Below are 19,679 nucleotides of genomic sequence, written 5' to 3'. Positions count from 1 at the left end.
ACTGTTATATTTAAACTCGATTTTTAATTATAAAAACTATTCTAATGTTTTTTCTGATAATGAAAATCACAGCAGGTTCCACCTTTCGCTAAAGTATACTGCCGCGTAAGCACTGAACCTCCTCGCTTGGCCATATCATAATCATAGGAACACATTGCAGGTGTTATTTCTGATATGCCAAGCTTTTGAAACAGATAACATATTCCACAAGTATCAAAATACATATAAAAACTATTTATATCAGATCCAGCTTCATAACGAAATTTCCACGTACAAGGATTAGTTTTACTTTGACTTACTTTTGCCTGTTGTGCTAATTTTGTTTGTGCTTCATTGGAATATTTGTTTTGATTTTTCATGAAATGTTTCATTATCACACTTTCATTCATCGCCTTATGATAATACGTTGTAATATCATCAAGCTTTGTTTTTTCTTTAAGACTCATATATACAGCGGCTAACATAGCTGCGTTTAAAATATTTGCAATGAATTTATCATTTTTATCAAACTCAGGAATCTCTTCTAAAATTCTTTGATAAACAATTTTTGCTTTCTTCATCACTATCTTTGGATCATCACCTGTCATAATATGTAACTGTTTCTCAAATGAACCGTGAAAAGCAAACCACATCATCCTTGGAAAAAATCCATACTTCATTTTATTACCTTCCTTTTTTATATAAAATAATAACTATAAATTTATTTAATATTGATATGTTCAACAAATAATTAATTTTATTCCCATATACACAAGAAGCAACATTAATATTTTCATAGATAACTTATTTACTTTGTTGGCAAATTTAACACCTACCCACTCTAAAGGGCCTAAAAATATTCCTATACCACAAACAATAAATCCTAAACCTATGAATGAAGGCAATATTTTTGAACCAATCATTGATATTCCTGATATACTAATCCATATACCCATGCATAAGAATCCCATTGTTTCACCAATTGAATTTCCACAATACACATGAAAAGATTGAAAAATTATTTCAATTGTTTCTTTCATATTGGTATTATCAACTTCATTTATATACTTACTTGATAAATTATCTGCTAAAAATGTCCATCTCATAAGTCCTAAAACATAAAAAACTCCAGATACCATCCCAAATGCTGCTCCAATTATTAAATAAGGAGTATCATTTCTATTTAAAACTTTATAAAATATTGCAGACATTGGAATTAGCATTAATGAGCTCAATGCAAAACAGGTCCAAAAAAATTTTAATTTTGCTCCTCCCTTATAATATTTTGACAAAATAACATCAACAGGAGATCTTAGTATTTGAGGATAATTAAATAACTTAGTTATACCTGTTTGACTAATAGTAAATCCTAATGCAACTAAAATAATAAATACTCCTGAAGTTCTATAAAATGTAACCATATCCATAATAAATTCATCCTCCAAATTTTAATATTTGTCCTAAAAATATTAATCAAATCCTTTTACTCTTCTAAATTATTAATCATCTTCCTAAATAATTTAAATAATTCTTGTTTTTCTTCATCAGTATCAAGGGCATCCAATAGTCTTCCATATACCGTATGTTCAAAATCCAAATGTTCTTTTTGAGCAAGATGACCTTCTTCAGTAAGTTTTAGTCCATAAGATCTTCTATCTCTTTTGCTAATAATTCTATTTATATAATTTCGCTTTTCAAGTCTATTAATAGCATTTGTCAGCGTACTTTTTGGTATATCTAAGGCTAGAACTATTTCACCCAAAATTACATCAGGATTTTTTGAAACAATATTAATTATACTAATCTCAATAGTTGTTAATCCATTTAACCGCTGAAATTGATCTTCTATCTTTCTAAAATTAGATTTTTTAATAATTTGGTGCCAAAGTTCACTAAATTCTTCGATTTGCTTTTTATTTGACTTGCTCATTTCTTCCTTCTCCCTTAATTTAAATTATTTATTATTTGTATTTTCCTTCTCTAGCATAGTACCATCATAGTACTATACCTTACATGAATAATACATCTTGCAAAGTAACTTGTCAATCATTTTTTACCATAAAAAGAACAACCATAATAATTACTATGATTGTTTTTCACAAATAAACTATTTCTAAATATTTTAATGTACTAACATTATTTTGATTTTATTCATTAGCCCATTTTCTACATTGTTGAATTTTGGGTTCTGGATCAAAACCCTCTGCAGCCCCCATAGTAGAAAGCATCTCACATGGAAATTCTGAACATTCTCCACAGTGATTTAAGCCCTTACCTTCACAACATTTTTTTACACCACATTCTCCACCCCAGAATGGCTTTTCCATATTAATACACCCTGTACAATTTACTTTTTCTTTTCTCTCACATTCATTACAACACACTCCACATCTTGATTGAAACATAACATTTCCTCCAATTACTTTTTATATTGTTTGATGACATCCATATTGATTTTTACTATCAAAAAATAATTGTATTAAACTTTTATAATATGAAATAAATTCTCCACTATCTATCATAGAAAAAATCTCTTCTTTTGAAGCCCATTTTACACATTTAACTTCTTCATATTGTAAAGTTAAATCAACAATATCTATATCCTTCTGAATTAAATATACATCATCAAATCCATTATCAAAATTAATTGTAAGATGTGGTCTTATATCCTGCAGATTAATTTTGATTCCTAATTCCTCCATCAGTTCTCTTTTTGCAGCCATTTGACTTGTCTCACCTTCAATTGCACTTCCCCCAACTGTAATATCCCACATATTGGACCAACCTTCTTTAAATGGCTGTCTTTGTTGAATTAACATCTCACCCTTCGAATTAAATATGCAAATGTGAACAACCATATGGTAATCGCCTTCATTAAAATCCCTTCCCCGAACCATTGTCCTATTTGTTTTATTTCTTTCACTATCATATACATCCCATAATTCCATTGCAGCTTCTCCTTTTCAAATTTAGAATTTAAGTTTATTTCACAAAAATAGTTACCTTATTTCTACTTTTTTTGCTTATATAAAGAGCCTTATCCGCAAAATCTATCAACTTATCTATAGAATAAGTATCTTTGGGAAATTTAGCTGCACCAATACTAACAGTACAACCATTTAAAGTTTCTTCACATTTTAATCGAATTGCTTCTGCAATGGATAACAATCTTTCATCTGAAATATTGCGAATTACAACAGCAAATTCATCTCCACCAAAACGAAATACAGACCTATCTCCAGCAGAGGATTTCATTATTTCAGCAAGGTTTTTAAGTACATTATCTCCAGCTAAATGCCCTGATGTATCATTCAATTTTTTAAAATTGTCAATATCTAGTAAAAGGGCTCCTACTCTCCCCAAACCACAATTACTCATTTCCTGTTTCAAAGTACTTAAAAATTTATTAAAGGCACGTCTATTATAAGCACCTGTCAAAGAATCAATGTCAGCAGCTTCTTCAAGGTCATTATACTCTTTTTTCAATCTTTCAATTGTATTGTTATAAACTATAACCATTTCCTGAAACTCTTCGCCATAATTATGCGGTTCAATCTTTTTATATTTTCCATCTTTCAAAGCGTTAAATGAAAAGATTAGATTATTCAATGGCTTACTGTATCGTTTTATTGTATATATACCAAGTAAAATAATCAAAATACCAACTACAACTGACCCCAGGAATGTTTCATAAACTACAATATTCCTACTTGTCATTATGTCGGCAGTAGGGGTAATGACAAGTACATACCAGTTCAAATTTGGAACTTTACTAAACCCAACAAACTGCTCCTTCCCCGAATAGTCTTTCATTATCTTTGACCTTGATTTTCCCTGCAATTTATCAAAAGTTACAGATTTCTTACCTATTAGTTCTTTATTAGGATGATAAACAACATAACCTTTGCTGTCTAAAATAGAAATATAACCATTTCTTCCAAATTTCTTATTATCAAACATGGATGCTAAATAAGTTCCTTGTAATTTAACAGCCCCAACAACTACACCATCAATGCTGCCATCTTTCACAATTGGAACTGATATTACAACTACCTTAACTCCACTGGTGCTTGTAAAAACATTACTAATATAAGTTTTACCATGAACTGCTTGCTGAAAATAATCTCTATATGCCAAGTTTGAAACATTTGGTATATGCGCGTTACCAGATATGTGTAAAATATCTCCTCTAGAATTAAAAATTGTTACTACGTCTACTTCAGGTATGATTGCATTAAATTTATTAAGAAGTTCCTGATTTTCTCTAATTTCCTCATTTGCAGCAACTGTCTTTACAAAATTCTGTATTTTGTTAAAATTTTCTACAAGCTGCATACTAACATTTTCTGAGGCTTTTTCATTAGTACTCAATAATAAAGAATTAGTATTAGCAATAAAAAATTTATTAAACACTACAAATTGAACAAAACAACTTAAAGCAATTAAAATTCCAAGCACTAATATAACTTTATATAAAAATTTCATTTAATCAATCCAATCCATAATTTCCCCATTCAACCTAAATTTAAAATGTATTTTCATTATATCATAATGCTCATTATCACTGATAGATTAATTTTTTCTGTTTCTCAAAACTTACAAATTCACCATTATTTATCACTTTTCAAAATTTAATCACAAAGTATAAATAATTCATCTACTGTAGTATTTAATAATTTAGCTAACCTCATTGCTAACTCTAACGTAGGATTATATTTACTATTTTCAATTGCATTTATAGTTTGTCTTGTTACATTTAAAGCATTTGCCACATCTTCCTGTCTAAGTCCAAGCTGTTTTCGTAAAACCTTTATATTATTTTTCATCTTTACCAAGCTTCCATTTCAAAAAATATTCAACTAATATCATAACAAGATTTTGTGTTATCAAAAGGAACCCAGCTAATCCAATTTCTTTAGTATGAATAAAATTGTATATAACCCAAATCGTTAAAAATATAATTGTATAACTCCAAGCACACTTTATCGCTTTCAAACTAATACTCATTTCCATTTCATCCATTTTTCTCACAATAATTGCACCTCACTTAAATTTAATACAAAAGTCAAAAATGTAAAAAACTATTGACATTTACATTTTAACAATTAGAAAAAGTAAATGTCAATAGTTTTTTACATTCTTATATACATCATCAATATAATGTAGTTTTATTTAACAAATAAGTCCTGAGCAAATTCTTTTGCATTTTGAAAATCTTCATTATTTGGCCTGCCTTTTGCAATTCCTCCAAATATCTTAAATGGTCCAAAGGTATCGTAGCCTTTACACGCAAAGTTTCCAACAACCTCAAAACCTTTTTCTTTCAATTTTTGTTCAATAATGTTATTGTATTTATTCTTGCCTTGTCCACTCGTAGAAAAAGTAAATGCTTTTTTACCAGACAAAGTTGGCAACTTATCAATTAGTTCAACAATATTTTTATGAAACTTCCCATAATATATTCCAGAACCAAAACCAATTAAATCATAGTCATTTATAATATTTATATTTACATCATCAGCTTTTACCAAATCAGCATTTAAGCACTCTGCTACCACTTTACCTATTTTTTCAGTGTTACCATGATGTATAGATTCATAAACTACTAACTTTTTCAACTTTCACTCCTCCTAAAATTGGTTACATTAAATCTTAAATTTTTCTTCACCGGGATAAAAACTCAATTAATGTTTTACAATAATAGCATACTAACACTTGCTTTGCAACTTTACAAACTGAAAATTTATCCTGCAAATATATCATTTGTACAATCATCATTCCATATATATTCAATATCATTAGCAATTTTTATAGCTTTATCTTTACCAAATCTATCCGAAATGAAACCCAATGTCATATCAATTCCAGCTGAAATACCTGATGATGTATAATACTTTCCGTCAGCAACCCAACGCGCTTTTTTCACCCAGTTTACTTGGTCACTTACTGATTTTACCCATTTTAAAGCTTGTTTATTAGATGTAGCTTTTTTATTCTTTAAAACTCCACACCTTGCTAATACTGCTGAACCGGTGCATATAGATAAACAATATGTAGATTTCTCTGCAATTGACTTTAATTTATTTAAAAAAAGTGTATTATTAATTAATTCTCTTGTACCCATTCCTCCTGGAATAACTAATATACCACTTTCATCTGCTGAACTAATAGGATCAGTTACAACTTTAAGATTTTGTGCATTAGTAATAACACCTCCAGCTTCTGAATAATAGTGTATCTGATAGTCTTTTATTTGTCCTAGTATTTCTATTGGTCCAAATATATCTAGAGTCTCAAAATTATTAAATAGTATAATATTAATATTCATTTATTCAACACTCCCTTGTCACAAGTATTCATAGTTCACAAACTCTATTTGAATAAGATAACATTATTTTCTATCTTATTCAAACCGCATTGCCCCATACAATTAAGGTACTACACCTACTAAAACTGAAACTAGTAGTATAACATTTGTAGATACACGCCTTGATATCGCCAAGATAGAACTTATAGATGCAATGGCAATCGTCTCTACATCAATACCATTACTTACAAATATTTTAAATACAACTATTACACTAAAGCTAGCTATAACAATTACTACTCCATCAAGTAGTCCTTGTGTTGCTGGGTACTTTGCAATACGAGTATAGCAACGCTGAACGATTAGAATCAATAATGGCGGCAGAAGTAATGCAATACATGCTAATAGTGCTCCACGTAATCCAGCAACCAAATAGCACAAACTGACAACCCAAAGTCCATTAGGTCCAGGAGTAATTTGTCCAATTGCCAAAGATTCAGTAAATTGTTTCTGTCCTGCCCATCCATAATTTATAAAATCAGAGTGCAAACTAGGTAAGGGGCCGTAACCTCCTGAAGAAAATAAAACCGATTTAAGTAAAGTCCAAAAAAATATAACCCAGCTCATTTATTAACCCTCACCTCTTTTTTAGAAATATACCAATAAGCAGCAGCACCACATAATCCACCTAAAACATATAATAAAATTACAGATGGATTCAAAAATATATAAATAGCACCACTGCCTATCATTATTGCAATTGTTACCCCAAAAATCATAGATCCCCTTTTATAATTTTTTATAATAATAGGTTGTACATTTCTCCAATTTGTAGCTAAAGCTATACCAAAAATAGCAGCAAATACAGCATGAAGTGCAGAATGTACTTTTGATGACTTGCTAATGGAAGTATAAATCGTAGTTAATACAATTGTAACTGCTGCACTAGGCAAAATAAGTCCCACCAGGGATATAAATATTCCTATCCCTCCAGCCAACTTTTTTCCTATAAGTATCGTATATGCAATAATATTCATACCAGGTGTTATTTGACACATTCCAATAATATTAGCATATTCCTCATCTGTTATCCATTTATGCTTATAAATAAATTGTTCTTGAATAAGATATTGGGTAGTTGCGCCACCACCAAATGATGTAAAACCAATTTGTAACCATGTAAAAAATAGTTTGGTAATTGTAAAAGTATCTGATTTAAATTTATTTGTACTAATCATTTTATCTCCTTTTAATCTAAAAATTTTTCTTTAATCTTTTAATTTCAGTATATATGTTATAATGTACAATGTATAATGATACTATTTTATAAATAGTCATAACTAAAAGTAATGGATAAAGGATTAATAACTATGGATGAAAAAGATTACAAACTAATTTTGACATTATATAAATTAAAAAATATTACAAAGACCTCTGAAAAATTATTTATTACTCAACCTGCCCTGACAAAGAGAATTAAAAAAATAGAAAAAGATTTAGGTACCGATTTACTTATTCGTTCAAAAAAAGGAGTATTGTTTACCCCTTTAGGCGAAAGCATCATCCCCTATATTAAAACTGTAGTAAATACTCTAAAGCAAATGCGTGAACATGTATCCTCCAACCATAACTTTATAGGTGGAAATTTAACTGTTGGAGTTTCATTAAATTATGCACGATATCGCCTTCCTAAAGTTTTAAAAAGTTATACAGAAGCATTTCCAAATGTTGATGTCAATATAGCTACTGATCATAGCAAAAATTTATATAATAGACTTAAAAACGATGAATTTTCTATAGTTATCATACGCGGAGAATACAAGTGGGATGAAGTTACCATACTATTAGGTACTGAACCGATGTGCCTCGTATGCAGTAAGGAAAATGCAAATCTCTCTCTTAATTCTTATTCATACATTGGCAGAACTACCGATCCCATTTCACAAGGGAAAATTCAGACTTGGCTTTTTGAAAATAACATATCTATTAACAATACCAAACTTTGGGTTGACAATATTGATACTTGTTTAGAAATGGCTAAACACGGGCTAGGATGGGGTATTCTTCCAAAAATTTGCTTAGAAAACTTTGACGGTTATATTAAAGATTTATATTTTTCAGATGGAGTTCCATTTTCTCGCAGCACCTATATTTTATGTAAAAATTTTTATTGCATGCTGCCTCAAGTTAAACTATTCATACAATATTTAAAACGTAAATAACAAAAAATATAAATGAAATTTTTTAGTTTACCTCCAATACACCCACCCTTTTCAATATAATAATTTCAAACTGTTATCGACAAAAAAACTGTATTTTTAGTTTTCTATGATAAGTTAATTTATAAAAAGTATGATAAAATAAAGTGTAACTTAACAAATATAAAAAATAGTTCAATGTAGAGACCAGCTATGAGAAGTCAATAGATTTTATAAAAAAATTTGTAATATGTTTAAAATATATAAATACTTTAATTCGCAAGAGTAAGATTTTGCGAATTAAAAATATTAACTTGATTTAAACCCACTACTATGCTAAATTAGATTTATAAGTTGTAACTTATAAATTATAAAAAAGTTTATATATTTGAGTTTTCTAGGGTTCCGCAGTTTGTAACTGGCTGGTCCGAGAGGAAGCGCACATTTAATTGTGTACACGGAAGGATAAAAGCCTGGGAGATATTTTTGTAATATTTCCTTAGGCTTTTTGTTTTATTTTCTTTTAAATAAGCCATGAAATATTACTATACTAATCTTAATTAATAAAATTTAGGGAGGTAAAGTTTATGGAATGGATTTATTTAGTTATAGCAGGTTTTTTCGAAATAAGCTGGGCAATAGGGCTGAAGTACTCGCAGGGATTTACAAAAATATTACCTAGCATCCTAACTGTTATAGGAATGATTGCAAGCTTCTATTTTTTATCATTGTCTTTAAAAAGATTACCATTAGGCAATGCATATGCAATTTGGACAGGGATAGGAACTGTTGGCACTGTAGTGTTAGGTGTTATTTTATTTAAAGAACCAATTAATGTAATGCGTATGAGTTGTATTGTATTTATAGTTCTTGGAATCGTTGGTTTAAAATTAATATCAATAGACTAATAATTGTATATAGCTTATAAATAACAAAAATAAATATAATTTTAATTAAAGAAAAGTGATAAGAAGAAAATATGCAGTTATTTAGCTTTAATATGAAGGAGGAATTTTAATGAAAAAGTTTGTTATTGAAGATGATTTTTGGAGTCTGTTTCCAGGTGCAAGGATAGGAATTATAGTTTGTCATGGCATAGATAACTTTATAAAAGATGAAGATCAATACAAGAATATGATTAGTAAGTCAGAAAAGGAAGCATTAAAATATTTGGAGAATGTAGAATTCAGCAGCAATGAAGTCATAAAAGTATGGAGAGAAGCCTTCCAAAAGTTTAAAACAAAGAAAGGTGCAAGATCATCTATTGAAGCATTGTTAAAACGAGTTGATAAAGGAACTCATATAGGAACTATTAATCCGCTAGTTGATATTTACAATTCTATTTCTTTAACATATGCATTGCCTTGTGGTGGAGAGGATATGGATAAATTTGCTGGTGATATAAGATTGACTAAGGCAGTTGGAGATGAAAGCTTTATTACATTAGGAACAGATGAGAGTGCACTACCATATGAAGGTGAAATAGTATATAAAGATAACGAAGGAGCAATTTGCAGATGTTTTAATTGGCGTGAATCAGTAAGAACAATGCTCACTGAAAATACAAGGAATGCTTTTTTGTGCATTGAATTAGTTGATGAGAGAAGAGTTAAAGATTTTGAGAATGCTTTAAAAGATTTAGCAAAAATAGTACAGGATAATTTAGGTGGAACGTGCAAGATTTCAATTCTTGATATTAACAATAAAGAAGTATTAATAGATTAATTTGAGGTTAAAGGTCTAAATGACCTTTAACGAGTAACTCGTGAGCGAAAGCGGTCAGGATTGCTTGTCCCATGGTTATACGAAAGGAGAAAAAAAGGTAATGAGTGGTTTTAGTTATAAAGATATTTATATGGAAGATGGAAGAAGGGTACTGGAGATTAATGTACTTCCAGAAAAGTATTGTAATTTTGATTGCATATTTTGTCCTATTGGAAGGTCGAAAAATAAGGTAGATACAAAAATGTCATTTGATGAAATAGACAGCTCATTGATTGAACTTGGAAACAGGATAGAAAGTACAAAAGCAGAATTAGTTTTTATTAACTCAAAAGGAGAAGCCTTAGTAAATGATAAAATTGGTGATATTATTGACTTTATCAAAGACAAAGGTTTGCCTGTAAGACTACTTTCTAATGGATATTTACTAGGTAGAGATGAATATATGAAAATTGCTAATAAATGTGATGAGGTTGTTGGAGAAATAAAAATAATAACAGAAGAAGGCTTTCAAAAAGTTCAAAGACCTATTGAAGGATATACATTAGCAGAATATATTTCAAACATGGTTTCTTTTAATAAACAATACAAAGGAAAATTTATATTTGAAATTACTATCATTAAAGGCTATAACGATGATGAAGAATCAATTGAGAAGATAAAAAATATTATTAAAGCAATATCTCCTGACAAAATAATTGTAGCAAGAATGGAAGATGAAAAATTTAAGAAAAAACTTGGTATAAATGATGAACGATTTGAGGAAATTTCAAGTACATTATTAAATATTTAGTAATGCTAATATATTATATTTTTATAAAACGTCGTAAGTGTAAATTGTAATATTTAATCAAGAATTGCAGTAAATGATAAGAAATAAAATAGCGAAAGAATTAGAGGTGTAATTATGTTTAGAGATATGAGAAGAAAAAAACAATTATTATCCAAAGAAGAGACAATTGAAATTCTAAAGTTATGTACATCTGGCGTCTTAGGTGTAATTGGTGACGATGATTATCCATATACCGTTCCAATAAGTTATGTTTTTAAAGACGGCAAACTATTTATGCATGGTGCAAAACAAGGGCATAAGATTGACAGCATTAAAAGGAATGATAAAGTGACATTTTGTGTTATAGAAAAAGACGAAGTAATACAAAAAACTTTTACTACCCATTTTCGGAGTGTTTCCATATTTGGCAGAGCAAGGATTCTTACAAACGATTCCGATAGGAGATATGCCATTGAAAGTTTAGTTGAAAAATATTCACCTGACTATATTAAAGAAGGGCAGCAAGAAATTGAAAGAGAATGGAATAGAGTATGTTTAATTGAAGTCAAAATCGAACATATGACAGGTAAGGCAGCTATAGAAATTGTTAATAGTAATAAATAAACCAGTTCGTATTATTCTTATTTTGTTTACTAATAAAAAGGCAGAGTTATGCCTTTTTTATTTTATATGAAGATTAAAAACGAATAATAAGAAAGTATTTTGAGCAAAGCAAATAAACTATTAAAATAATTAATAGTTAAAATTTTACATAAAACTATTAGTCTAGTTATAATATTGCTTAGTTAATAGGGACATAATCCTTGTTATCTCTCATAACAGCAAAAACAATGCGTGTTAATTTATTAGCTGTAGCTCCTATTGCAACTAAGTGATGTTTACCCTCACTTCGTTTTTTATTATAATATTCATTAAGAGGACTGTCATGTAAGACACATGTTGAAGCAGATAAAAATAAGGCACGTCTAAGATACGGTGAACCTCTTTTGGACATTTTATTGTTATTAGATAGAAATTGTCCTGATTGCTTAACAGTAGGATCAATGCCAGCATAAGCTACAAGACTAGAAGAGTTTTTAAAACGTTTAATATCACCAATTTCACTAAGAATAATAGCAGCAGTTACGGAACCAATTCCAGGAATAGTTGTTAGATGGCAGTCAAATTTACTATAATAAAACTCAATTTCTGAATCTAGAGATTTCATTTGTTTTTCAAGGAATAGTATTTGACTAATAAGTTGTTTTATTTGAAATTTAAAAGCTTTTTTAGCTATCTTAATGCCAAAGGTATTTTTAGCTGCATTTTGAATCTCATCAGCCTTATTAAAACCAAGTCTTCCCTTACTTTTTGTTTTCAATAGTTTAGTTAAATCATTTATATCCAATTCTAATATTCCTTCTGGAGTTTGGCATTTTTCGAGAACAGCTTTAGAACTTGCACCCCAAATATCAGAAAATAGTTTATCATATTCAGGGAAAATTTGGTCAAGTACTGTAATTATTCTGCATTTAAGTTCAGAAATTTCAGTAGTTAAAGAAAGTTTATATCTGCAAAGCTGTCTTAGAGCAAGAAGTTTATCATCACAAAGTTTTGTATTAGTAAATTTACCAAATCTAATAACTTCAGCAATTATAAAAGAATCTTTCGTATCGTTTTTAGTTTTACGAATATACAAATTTCTAAAACTATCTGATTGAATAGGATTAATAACGTTTATCTCATATCCCTTTGTTAGTAAAAATGAATATAATGACAGCCAATAATGCCCCGTAGCTTCAAGTCCAAATATAACTTTAGAATTGCCAGTATATTTTTTTATATGTTCAATTAATTTATTTCCACCGCTATGGGAATTAGCAAACTTTATAGATTTGCCGATTATGGAGCCAGTATCATCAATAATAGTAGCTTCATGATTATTCTTACCAATATCAACACCAACAATATACATAAAAAGTCACCTTCATTTAAAAGATTATTTAGATAGAATCCTCTCATCTATGCAAGTTACAGCCTAGTTCGATATACGAAAAATTGTAAAAATACAATTGACATCCAGCTCATACGCAACATCTCGCAAAGAAGAGGCAGCAGTCTCTGCTCCGAGGTCAAAAAGCCTCATGGGGGTGAGCGTAAACCTCTATCTATACGAGAATATTGTCTCAAAAGATGAGTTATTAAACAATAGTTATATAAATGAACTTTAGAACTATAAAGATGTTATATAGATTAAAGTTTTAGGCAGGAAAACTATTATTTAATGTTTACATGTTTATCATACTAGGGGGGTATTACAATGAAAAAGGATATTTTAGAAGCATTTTTACAAGTCATGCCTGTACTTAAAGATGTGTTACAAGAAGATATAGGGGTAACAGTTGTAGATAAAACAACGTATTTATATTATAGACCTAGTGATACACTAGATTTAAGAATTAATAAAGGCGACAATATACCAATTGGTGATCCATTACATAAGACAATGAAGGATGGTAGGATATACAGTACAATAATTTCTAAAGAAATACATGGAGTTCCATTTAAAGCAGTTACATATCCAATTAAAGATTCTGAAGGAAATGTTGTAGGTGGTGTTGGTATAGGAAAAAGTTTAGACCAACAATTTAAAGTTGAAGAATCAGCAGACAGCTTATTTTCTTCCCTTGAAGAAACCAGCGCAAGTATTGAAGAAATTAGTGCTGAATCAGAAAAATTAAACAATGTTATAGAAGATATAGTAAAAACTGCAAAACAAACAGAAAATAATATAAAAGAAAGTAATGAAATTATTAACATGATACAAAATATAGCTTCGCAATCTAACTTGTTGGGACTTAATGCAGCTATAGAAGCAGCCAGGTCAGGTGACCAAGGCAAAGGTTTTACAGTTGTTGCAAGTGAAATGAGGAAGTTAGCACAATTAAGTAGTGAATCTTCACAAAAAGTTTCTAGGGTATTGTCAAAAATAAGTAAAAACATAGAACAAACTTTTAAAACAATAAATGAAGCTCAGTCTATTTCAGAAGGACAAGCAGCCACCACTGAAGAAATAACCTCCACATTAGAAGAAATTACTGCAAGTGCCCAAACTATGGCAGACATTGCAAAGGTAAAATAAGTTTTCTATTTTGGGAATGGGTATAGATTTATGTAAAAGCCAAATCTATACCCAAAACAATCATATAGATTCACGAACAATTTTATATCATATATACTTTTCACTTACATACCATCTTTTATAAATTAATCACCATAACAGTTGAGTAGACTTATACCTCACAATGTAATTCCCTCACAGAAATTGTATAAATAATTTTTAATTTACAACATTCTCTACAATACGAATATCTGCCAAAGCATCAAAAAATAAATTGGGTTCATCTACCATTGTCATATGTCCAGCACCAGGTATTAAATATAATTTTTTATATGGGGCATTAATTTTTTTAAAGTATTCTTCAGCAATAATATAAGGGGTTTGCCAATCATTTTTACCTAAAATATAATAAATTGGCACTTTATATTCTGATGATTCTGATCTTATATCAAATTTACTCCAAAATTCCACTATTTCTTTATTTACTTTATCCATTTTCATCAATGCAGAAATATCTGACAATCTAAAAATAGGACTTCTAATTAGGCCCATAATTGCAGAAAAGTTGCTGTTAACAGCTAAACCATATTTGGCTTGAACTTTACGTAGTTTTTCAGATTCTTTCTTAAAATTAATACCATAATTGTTTCCTGGATAATCACCTAAAGCTTCAAGCTCTTTTAGAGATTTTTTATCATTGGACTGCAAAGCTAATTCTTTAACTTTTTCATAGCCAACACGCTCATTTTGAAACATACTAATAACTTGCCCAACTGCAATATAATAAGCTACTTCATCTGGATATTTTTTTATAAATATACTTCCTAAAATAGTTCCCCAGGAATGCCCAAATAAAATTATTTTTTGTTTATTATATTTTATTTTTAAGTATTGAACAATTTCAAATAAATCCTTTAGCATTAAATCAATTGTAGGGCATTTATCCGGATTTTTAGTAAATGTTTTTCCAGCACCACGTTGATCCCAGTGGACTATTGTAAAAATTCTCTCCCATTTTTCCTGAAAAATATAAGAAAGTGTTGATTCTGCAAAACCTGGCCCACCATGTAAAAACAACATTACTGGGTTATCATATTTTGTACCAGCATGAAACAAATATTGATCTATACCATTTATATGTACATATTCTTCAAAATAAATTAATCTGTTAGATTTATTTTTCATAATTTTAAATCTCCCTTTATTATTTAAGAAAATTATTAATCTCTATTCAGTCTTGTTTCTTAATCTTTCAAATTCATTTAATGTTCTTATTTTGGAATCATTTCTAAATTCACCAATTTTATAGTCAACTTCTTCTTCAAAACCATTCTGTTCTTCCCCATCAAAACTATATAATTTCTTTAATAAAGCCCATAACATTTCCATTTCTTCGATTGAAAGGTTTTGGGAAATATCAGCAAGAAATCTTATTGAATTTTCACCACAGTTTTTGAGAATCTGTTTTCCGGATCTTGTAATTTTAAGATTAACTGCACGCTTATCCAGCTGACTAGGCACAGAAATAATATAACCTTTGTTCTCTATAATAGATAGCACTCGCTTCATACTCTGTTTGGTTGTTCCTAATATTCTAGCAATATTATTAATGGTTGTTTCATTTTCTGGCAAATGGAGAATTGCTACTAAAGCCATAACCTGTCTACTTGTTAAATGTTCATAATATCCATCACCTTTTACTTGAAGTTTATTAGTGAGCGAAAAAATTGTTATATAAATTTGTTGCATTAAGAATAATGCATTGTGATTGTTCATAGATATCTCCTTTCATTTAGACATAATGCTGTCTAAATATTAACATAACACTAAAGTCTAGTCAATATTCTGTCTTTTGTTAATTTAAGTAGCTTTATCTGGTGATTACCTAATATAACACTCCCACTTAAATTACAAACCAATGTAACACATTCATATATCAATGCATTAAAGCCATATTCTTCTTATACTTAAAATTATAGGTGGACAATCCCACCTATAATTTTTTTAGGCTATATTTCAACATCATATTAAAACATAGCCTAAAAATAAAATTAAACTGTTTAATATAACACCATAACAATTTTCAAATATCACTTTGTTGCTTACCTACTTTGTCCACTTTATTTTCAACGCATCACATTTACATTGATTTAAACATTCCCCACATTTGATACACTCATTAGTATTCCATTTATTATTTTTAACCATATTAGCTACATCAAGACCCATCAAACAGTGCTCAGTACATTTTCTGCATTGAGTACATTTATCACTTTCACTTACTATTTTCAAGGTAGGTAACTTAAAAAATCTTCCTATCTTAATTCCAACATAATTAAATATATACATTGGACAGATGTATCGGCACCATGTCCTTTTGCCTGCTGCTATTGTTATCAAAATAATAGATATGGTTATTATATAGTATCGAATCAAGTCATGTACGCTGCTTATAGACATTTTAGTGTTTTGCATATGGTAAGGCAATATTATTTTTTGAAAACCACCCATTACTATGGGTGCTACTATTAAAACTAGGAAAACGCCTCCTGTTAATAATTTCAAATTAGGCAACTTACCTTTGGAACTAGTATTAGGCAACAAATCTTGTAACGCACCAAAAGGGCATATATAACTACACCATGCTCCTCCAAAGAAAACTGCAAGTAAAATCATTAATCCAAATATAATGTGCATACTTGTAAATGTTTTTTCAAAACTTCCTTGTACTATAAGAACTGGTGAAAAATAATTTAACGTAATTGGTAACAAAAAAAAGGATAAAAAACTGATTTTCTTTCTTAATTTCATATGTATACCTCACTTATAATTTTTTTAATCATACAAAAGCTTATTTAGAATAGCACGTGCTTTCATAAATCATTAAAACATCAAAAATAAGCAAGTAACAATAGGCAAAAAACCCTTTATTGCATAAAAAATAAGGATAGGGAATACTCCCTATTCCTAAATTTACACAGTTTTTACACTCTTGACTAATAATCATTATGTCTAAATCCCTTGAATTCTAAAATCATCTGTTCTATACTATATATTGCATTTGAGAAAAGATTTACTCCATTAAATCTTTTCTCAAAGTAAAATGTAACGAAAGGACATCTTTTTTATGAAAGATATTCATTTACTATTTTGTATTATTTCATTATTCACAGGTGTATCATCTATTTCAATTTCCTATTTTATCTACAATAGTAATAAAAAAAAGTCTCTAAAATTTTTCATAGTCTTGAATTTTTCTTTTTTTGCTGTTCAAAATTCAATAACATTAGGACTATACTCAAAATATGTAATTCAAGTAAGTTCATTTATTCCATGCTTATCTAAGTTTTTAGATATTGTTGGCACATCATTTAGTTCTTTATCAGGATTGTTCTTAATAAATTATCTTTTTGGCATAGAAATAACAAATTTTAAAAAAACATTATTCATTTCTATTTTTGTATTTCAATTTGTAGGAATAACAATATACTACTTATTTAGCGCCTACTATATTTTTAAGTTTGTAGTACGAGCTTCTATTATTGCTGTAATTGTATACGAATTATTTATTGGACTAACAACTTATAAACAGGTTGTGAATAAAGATTTAAGACAAGCAATAAAATCTTTTATTTTATTAACTATAGTATTTCTGCCTTTAATAATATTCGAATCATATAGTTCTTACATTCATTTCATTAAAAATATGGATATTTTAAAAATAGCAGCACTTCCTTCTTATTTCCTTGCAATTAATATTTTTAATCTTAAACTGGTTTTAAAATATTTTAACGCTCCAGCATTTATTGCTAATAATAAACTTACAGATTACTTTAAGCAAAAATATGACATTACAGAAAAGCAAGGTGAGATTATAGAACTTATCATGGAAGGAGTAACATATAAACAAATTGCTGAAAAACTTTTTATATCCCCTAAGACCGTTGATAATCATATACAAAATATTTATAAAAAATTAAATGTTAATAGTAAAATGCAGTTATCAAATTTTATACGTTCAAATGAAAAATAAAATTATTAATTCGTTTTGACACATTTTCCAAAAATCCTAATTCATTTTCTCTTCTAAATACTGCCATGTTACTCCATTATCTTTTGATTGGTACAAAGCTTTACAGCCTCCATTATAATCCCCATCAGATCCTTGTCCAACCAAAACATTGAGATTTCCACCTTTCTCATAAGGCATTCCAGGTAAATCAAAAGGATTATACGTTTTGCCACCATCTAATGCTACTTTCGTTTCTGGGAAATTTACCTTTTTATAAGATTTTCCTCCATCTTCTGTGCGGTATAATTGACCCTTGCTTCCACCACTATAAGATAAACATAAAAATCCAAGCTTATTATTCAAAAATGTTATTCCTACTGCTGATCCAAGGGACCCGGAAAACGGATCTTCATTTATCGTCTTCCATGTTTGCCCACCATCGGTAGTACCAGTTAATGAATAAGATCTACTACCCGCCGCAGCTGCCGTTACTTCTAAACGATACCCAACTTGCTTTGATAAATAAAATTGATCTTCAGCATTATTTGATTGATTATAACTCTCTTTATTGTCCTTTGAAGGTCCTGATGTTTTAATATTATTTAAATAATCTGTTAAATTGTATCTAACAGGAGTATATTTACTTTCTTTGCCCGGTACAAATACAGAAACAATATATCCTACTATTTCAGAATAGGCATTAACAGCTGAATTTGTATTACCTTTTGAATCAATATAAACAATACCATCTGTATTATATCCAAAACTTCGTTTACCAGAATAAAGAATACCATACTGCTTTTCAGGCCAGTTTCTCACTGTTTTCTTAAGTGGAATTACTTTCATTGTCTTAATTAATGGTTCTAATAGTTTGTCATCATTATAATTTGCATTTACATAACCATTTAAATATATAGTTATATTCCCTGAATTTTTGCTGTTGTAACTAATTAAATAGCTTTCTAACTCACCTTTAGCATTTTTTCCATAAAGAAATGTATCAAAAGATGTAATTTGTCCATTAGAATCAAATTTTAGACTAAAGTTATTTACAACATATAATTTTTGTGGCATATGAACTTTTTTGTTAACATCTGCAAATATCCCTTCTATACCGCTTTCATATATATTATTATGTTCAAGCTTTACAGTTCTTTTATTTTTTAAATCTCTTAAGAACCATGACAGTTTTCCATTGTAATTTATTGCACTATGGTATATTTTCACTCCATAAAAACATGTTATAAGAACTATAACTATTATAATTGTACAAGTCCATATAGTTTTGCAACGCGAATAGAACTTATATCTATCTACATTCTGGTCAGCCGCAACTGCTGGTTTTTTCGTAATTCTAATTATTAGAATTATAAACCAAGCCAAAAAGAATACCATACATCCCAATAATACAGTTATATTATTTTTAAATCGTCCAAATTTACATAAAGTATATAACTCGTAAAATGCAATCCAATATACTAGTGTAAATATTGAGTAGCCTACTATTGATGAAATTAATCCTCTCTTTGTAATTTGCTTGTACTTTCCCATTTTTCTCTACACTCCAT

24 protein-coding genes and 1 riboswitch are annotated in these 19,679 nt (G+C 29.0%); of the genes, 7 read left to right on the top strand and 17 right to left on the bottom strand.

What is annotated here, in order from left to right; all coding sequences use genetic code 11:
- Window positions 1-41: 41 nt before the first annotated feature.
- From CLJU_RS08685 to CLJU_RS08630, 12 genes are all read right to left on the bottom strand, one after another.
- Window positions 42-659, bottom strand: coding sequence for an L-2-amino-thiazoline-4-carboxylic acid hydrolase (locus CLJU_RS08685; protein ID WP_013238423.1), 618 nt, complete (start codon window positions 657-659; stop codon window positions 42-44).
- Between the two features lie 60 nt (window positions 660-719).
- Entirely contained in the window at window positions 720-1,406 is a 687-nt protein-coding gene (locus CLJU_RS08680) for a DUF4386 family protein (protein ID WP_013238422.1), read from the bottom strand.
- A gap of 56 nt (window positions 1,407-1,462) precedes the next feature.
- Window positions 1,463-1,909 (bottom strand): MarR family winged helix-turn-helix transcriptional regulator, encoded by a 447-nt coding sequence (locus CLJU_RS08675; protein WP_013238421.1) that lies wholly within the window; start codon window positions 1,907-1,909, stop codon window positions 1,463-1,465.
- Between the two features lie 217 nt (window positions 1,910-2,126).
- Entirely contained in the window at window positions 2,127-2,384 is a 258-nt protein-coding gene (locus tag CLJU_RS08670) for a DUF3795 domain-containing protein (protein ID WP_013238420.1), read from the bottom strand.
- A 21-nt stretch (window positions 2,385-2,405) separates the two neighbouring features.
- Window positions 2,406-2,927, bottom strand: coding sequence for an NUDIX hydrolase (locus tag CLJU_RS08665; protein ID WP_013238419.1), 522 nt, complete (start codon window positions 2,925-2,927; stop codon window positions 2,406-2,408).
- 34 nt (window positions 2,928-2,961) lie between these two features.
- Complete coding sequence (locus CLJU_RS08660; RefSeq protein WP_013238418.1) at window positions 2,962-4,464, bottom strand: sensor domain-containing diguanylate cyclase; 1,503 nt, start codon at window positions 4,462-4,464, stop codon at window positions 2,962-2,964.
- Window positions 4,465-4,610: 146 nt separating this feature from the next.
- Window positions 4,611-4,805, bottom strand: coding sequence for a helix-turn-helix transcriptional regulator (locus CLJU_RS08655; protein WP_013238417.1), 195 nt, complete (start codon window positions 4,803-4,805; stop codon window positions 4,611-4,613).
- Window positions 4,795-5,001 (bottom strand): hypothetical protein, encoded by a 207-nt coding sequence (locus tag CLJU_RS08650; protein WP_242825721.1) that lies wholly within the window; start codon window positions 4,999-5,001, stop codon window positions 4,795-4,797. The genes CLJU_RS08655 and CLJU_RS08650 overlap by 11 nt, the downstream gene beginning before the upstream one ends.
- 146 nt (window positions 5,002-5,147) lie before the next feature.
- Window positions 5,148-5,597: a flavodoxin family protein gene (locus CLJU_RS08645; protein ID WP_013238415.1), complete on the bottom strand. Its 450-nt coding sequence runs from the start codon at window positions 5,595-5,597 to the stop codon at window positions 5,148-5,150.
- A gap of 125 nt (window positions 5,598-5,722) precedes the next feature.
- Window positions 5,723-6,307: a DJ-1/PfpI family protein gene (locus CLJU_RS08640; RefSeq protein WP_013238414.1), complete on the bottom strand. Its 585-nt coding sequence runs from the start codon at window positions 6,305-6,307 to the stop codon at window positions 5,723-5,725.
- 102 nt (window positions 6,308-6,409) lie between these two features.
- A complete protein-coding gene (locus tag CLJU_RS08635) occupies window positions 6,410-6,913 on the bottom strand; it encodes a chromate transporter (protein WP_013238413.1) in 504 nt (167 codons plus the stop codon).
- Window positions 6,910-7,524 (bottom strand): chromate transporter, encoded by a 615-nt coding sequence (locus CLJU_RS08630; RefSeq protein ID WP_013238412.1) that lies wholly within the window; start codon window positions 7,522-7,524, stop codon window positions 6,910-6,912. Before CLJU_RS08630 ends, CLJU_RS08635 begins: the two co-directional genes overlap by 4 nt.
- 132 nt (window positions 7,525-7,656) lie before the next feature.
- Here CLJU_RS08630 and CLJU_RS08625 point away from each other — a divergent pair, with 132 nt between their 5' ends.
- The 5 genes from CLJU_RS08625 to CLJU_RS08605 all read left to right on the top strand — a co-directional run bounded on the left by CLJU_RS08625 (window position 7,657) and on the right by CLJU_RS08605 (window position 11,602).
- Entirely contained in the window at window positions 7,657-8,508 is an 852-nt protein-coding gene (locus CLJU_RS08625) for a LysR family transcriptional regulator (RefSeq protein ID WP_013238411.1), read from the top strand.
- Between the two features lie 362 nt (window positions 8,509-8,870).
- Window positions 8,871-8,966, top strand: a riboswitch (guanidine-I (ykkC/yxkD leader).
- Window positions 8,967-9,071: 105 nt separating this feature from the next.
- Window positions 9,072-9,392, top strand: a complete 321-nt coding sequence (locus tag CLJU_RS08620; RefSeq protein ID WP_013236852.1) for a DMT family transporter — start codon at window positions 9,072-9,074, stop codon at window positions 9,390-9,392.
- 109 nt (window positions 9,393-9,501) lie between these two features.
- Complete coding sequence (locus tag CLJU_RS08615; RefSeq protein ID WP_013236853.1) at window positions 9,502-10,209, top strand: B3/B4 domain-containing protein; 708 nt, start codon at window positions 9,502-9,504, stop codon at window positions 10,207-10,209.
- 100 nt (window positions 10,210-10,309) lie between these two features.
- Entirely contained in the window at window positions 10,310-10,999 is a 690-nt protein-coding gene (locus tag CLJU_RS08610) for a radical SAM protein (protein ID WP_041704986.1), read from the top strand.
- 114 nt (window positions 11,000-11,113) lie between these two features.
- Entirely contained in the window at window positions 11,114-11,602 is a 489-nt protein-coding gene (locus CLJU_RS08605; protein ID WP_013236855.1) for a pyridoxamine 5'-phosphate oxidase family protein, read from the top strand.
- Window positions 11,603-11,780: 178 nt separating this feature from the next.
- Here CLJU_RS08605 and CLJU_RS08600 read toward each other — a convergent pair whose 3' ends face one another.
- Window positions 11,781-12,953: an IS110 family RNA-guided transposase gene (locus CLJU_RS08600; RefSeq protein ID WP_013236856.1), complete on the bottom strand. Its 1,173-nt coding sequence runs from the start codon at window positions 12,951-12,953 to the stop codon at window positions 11,781-11,783.
- A 345-nt stretch (window positions 12,954-13,298) separates the two neighbouring features.
- On the opposite strand from CLJU_RS08600, the gene CLJU_RS08595 reads away from it, so the two are divergent.
- Window positions 13,299-14,120 (top strand): methyl-accepting chemotaxis protein, encoded by an 822-nt coding sequence (locus CLJU_RS08595; RefSeq protein WP_013238410.1) that lies wholly within the window; start codon window positions 13,299-13,301, stop codon window positions 14,118-14,120.
- Between the two features lie 198 nt (window positions 14,121-14,318).
- On the opposite strand, the gene CLJU_RS08590 is transcribed toward CLJU_RS08595, so the two are convergent.
- The 3 genes from CLJU_RS08590 to CLJU_RS08580 all read right to left on the bottom strand — a co-directional run bounded on the left by CLJU_RS08590 (window position 14,319) and on the right by CLJU_RS08580 (window position 16,910).
- Window positions 14,319-15,284 carry an alpha/beta fold hydrolase gene (locus tag CLJU_RS08590; RefSeq protein ID WP_013238409.1) on the bottom strand — a complete coding sequence of 322 codons (966 nt, stop codon included), beginning with the start codon at window positions 15,282-15,284 and terminating at the stop codon, window positions 14,319-14,321.
- A 42-nt stretch (window positions 15,285-15,326) separates the two neighbouring features.
- Entirely contained in the window at window positions 15,327-15,875 is a 549-nt protein-coding gene (locus CLJU_RS08585; RefSeq protein WP_013238408.1) for a MarR family winged helix-turn-helix transcriptional regulator, read from the bottom strand.
- A 330-nt stretch (window positions 15,876-16,205) separates the two neighbouring features.
- Window positions 16,206-16,910, bottom strand: a complete 705-nt coding sequence (locus CLJU_RS08580) for a 4Fe-4S binding protein (RefSeq protein ID WP_013238407.1) — start codon at window positions 16,908-16,910, stop codon at window positions 16,206-16,208.
- A gap of 316 nt (window positions 16,911-17,226) precedes the next feature.
- On the opposite strand from CLJU_RS08580, the gene CLJU_RS08575 reads away from it, so the two are divergent.
- Window positions 17,227-18,132 carry a helix-turn-helix domain-containing protein gene (locus CLJU_RS08575; RefSeq protein ID WP_013238406.1) on the top strand — a complete coding sequence of 302 codons (906 nt, stop codon included), beginning with the start codon at window positions 17,227-17,229 and terminating at the stop codon, window positions 18,130-18,132.
- A 36-nt stretch (window positions 18,133-18,168) separates the two neighbouring features.
- Here CLJU_RS08575 and CLJU_RS08570 read toward each other — a convergent pair whose 3' ends face one another.
- On the bottom strand, window positions 18,169-19,662 hold the full coding sequence (locus CLJU_RS08570) for a WD40/YVTN/BNR-like repeat-containing protein (RefSeq protein WP_013238405.1): 1,494 nt from the start codon (window positions 19,660-19,662) through the stop codon (window positions 18,169-18,171).
- Window positions 19,663-19,679: the final 17 nt, after the last annotated feature.

The organism is Clostridium ljungdahlii DSM 13528 (assembly GCF_000143685.1).
Lineage (GTDB): Bacteria > Bacillota > Clostridia > Clostridiales > Clostridiaceae > Clostridium_B > Clostridium_B ljungdahlii.
This window is presented reverse-complemented; position numbering and strand designations above follow the sequence as displayed.

Coding starts and splice junctions, on each gene's coding strand:
- CLJU_RS08685 (WP_013238423.1), bottom strand. CDS start 659: ATGAAGTATGGATTTTTTCCAAGGATGATGTGGTTTGCTTTTCACGGT.
- CLJU_RS08680 (WP_013238422.1), bottom strand. CDS start 1,406: ATGGATATGGTTACATTTTATAGAACTTCAGGAGTATTTATTATTTTA.
- CLJU_RS08675 (WP_013238421.1), bottom strand. CDS start 1,909: ATGAGCAAGTCAAATAAAAAGCAAATCGAAGAATTTAGTGAACTTTGG.
- CLJU_RS08670 (WP_013238420.1), bottom strand. CDS start 2,384: ATGTTTCAATCAAGATGTGGAGTGTGTTGTAATGAATGTGAGAGAAAA.
- CLJU_RS08665 (WP_013238419.1), bottom strand. CDS start 2,927: ATGGAATTATGGGATGTATATGATAGTGAAAGAAATAAAACAAATAGG.
- CLJU_RS08660 (WP_013238418.1), bottom strand. CDS start 4,464: ATGAAATTTTTATATAAAGTTATATTAGTGCTTGGAATTTTAATTGCT.
- CLJU_RS08655 (WP_013238417.1), bottom strand. CDS start 4,805: ATGAAAAATAATATAAAGGTTTTACGAAAACAGCTTGGACTTAGACAG.
- CLJU_RS08650 (WP_242825721.1), bottom strand. CDS start 5,001: ATGGATGAAATGGAAATGAGTATTAGTTTGAAAGCGATAAAGTGTGCT.
- CLJU_RS08640 (WP_013238414.1), bottom strand. CDS start 6,307: ATGAATATTAATATTATACTATTTAATAATTTTGAGACTCTAGATATA.
- CLJU_RS08635 (WP_013238413.1), bottom strand. CDS start 6,913: ATGAGCTGGGTTATATTTTTTTGGACTTTACTTAAATCGGTTTTATTT.
- CLJU_RS08630 (WP_013238412.1), bottom strand. CDS start 7,524: ATGATTAGTACAAATAAATTTAAATCAGATACTTTTACAATTACCAAA.
- CLJU_RS08625 (WP_013238411.1), top strand. CDS start 7,657: ATGGATGAAAAAGATTACAAACTAATTTTGACATTATATAAATTAAAA.
- CLJU_RS08620 (WP_013236852.1), top strand. CDS start 9,072: ATGGAATGGATTTATTTAGTTATAGCAGGTTTTTTCGAAATAAGCTGG.
- CLJU_RS08615 (WP_013236853.1), top strand. CDS start 9,502: ATGAAAAAGTTTGTTATTGAAGATGATTTTTGGAGTCTGTTTCCAGGT.
- CLJU_RS08610 (WP_041704986.1), top strand. CDS start 10,310: ATGAGTGGTTTTAGTTATAAAGATATTTATATGGAAGATGGAAGAAGG.
- CLJU_RS08605 (WP_013236855.1), top strand. CDS start 11,114: ATGTTTAGAGATATGAGAAGAAAAAAACAATTATTATCCAAAGAAGAG.
- CLJU_RS08600 (WP_013236856.1), bottom strand. CDS start 12,953: ATGTATATTGTTGGTGTTGATATTGGTAAGAATAATCATGAAGCTACT.
- CLJU_RS08595 (WP_013238410.1), top strand. CDS start 13,299: ATGAAAAAGGATATTTTAGAAGCATTTTTACAAGTCATGCCTGTACTT.
- CLJU_RS08590 (WP_013238409.1), bottom strand. CDS start 15,284: ATGAAAAATAAATCTAACAGATTAATTTATTTTGAAGAATATGTACAT.
- CLJU_RS08585 (WP_013238408.1), bottom strand. CDS start 15,875: ATGAACAATCACAATGCATTATTCTTAATGCAACAAATTTATATAACA.
- CLJU_RS08580 (WP_013238407.1), bottom strand. CDS start 16,910: ATGAAATTAAGAAAGAAAATCAGTTTTTTATCCTTTTTTTTGTTACCA.
- CLJU_RS08575 (WP_013238406.1), top strand. CDS start 17,227: ATGAAAGATATTCATTTACTATTTTGTATTATTTCATTATTCACAGGT.
- CLJU_RS08570 (WP_013238405.1), bottom strand. CDS start 19,662: ATGGGAAAGTACAAGCAAATTACAAAGAGAGGATTAATTTCATCAATA.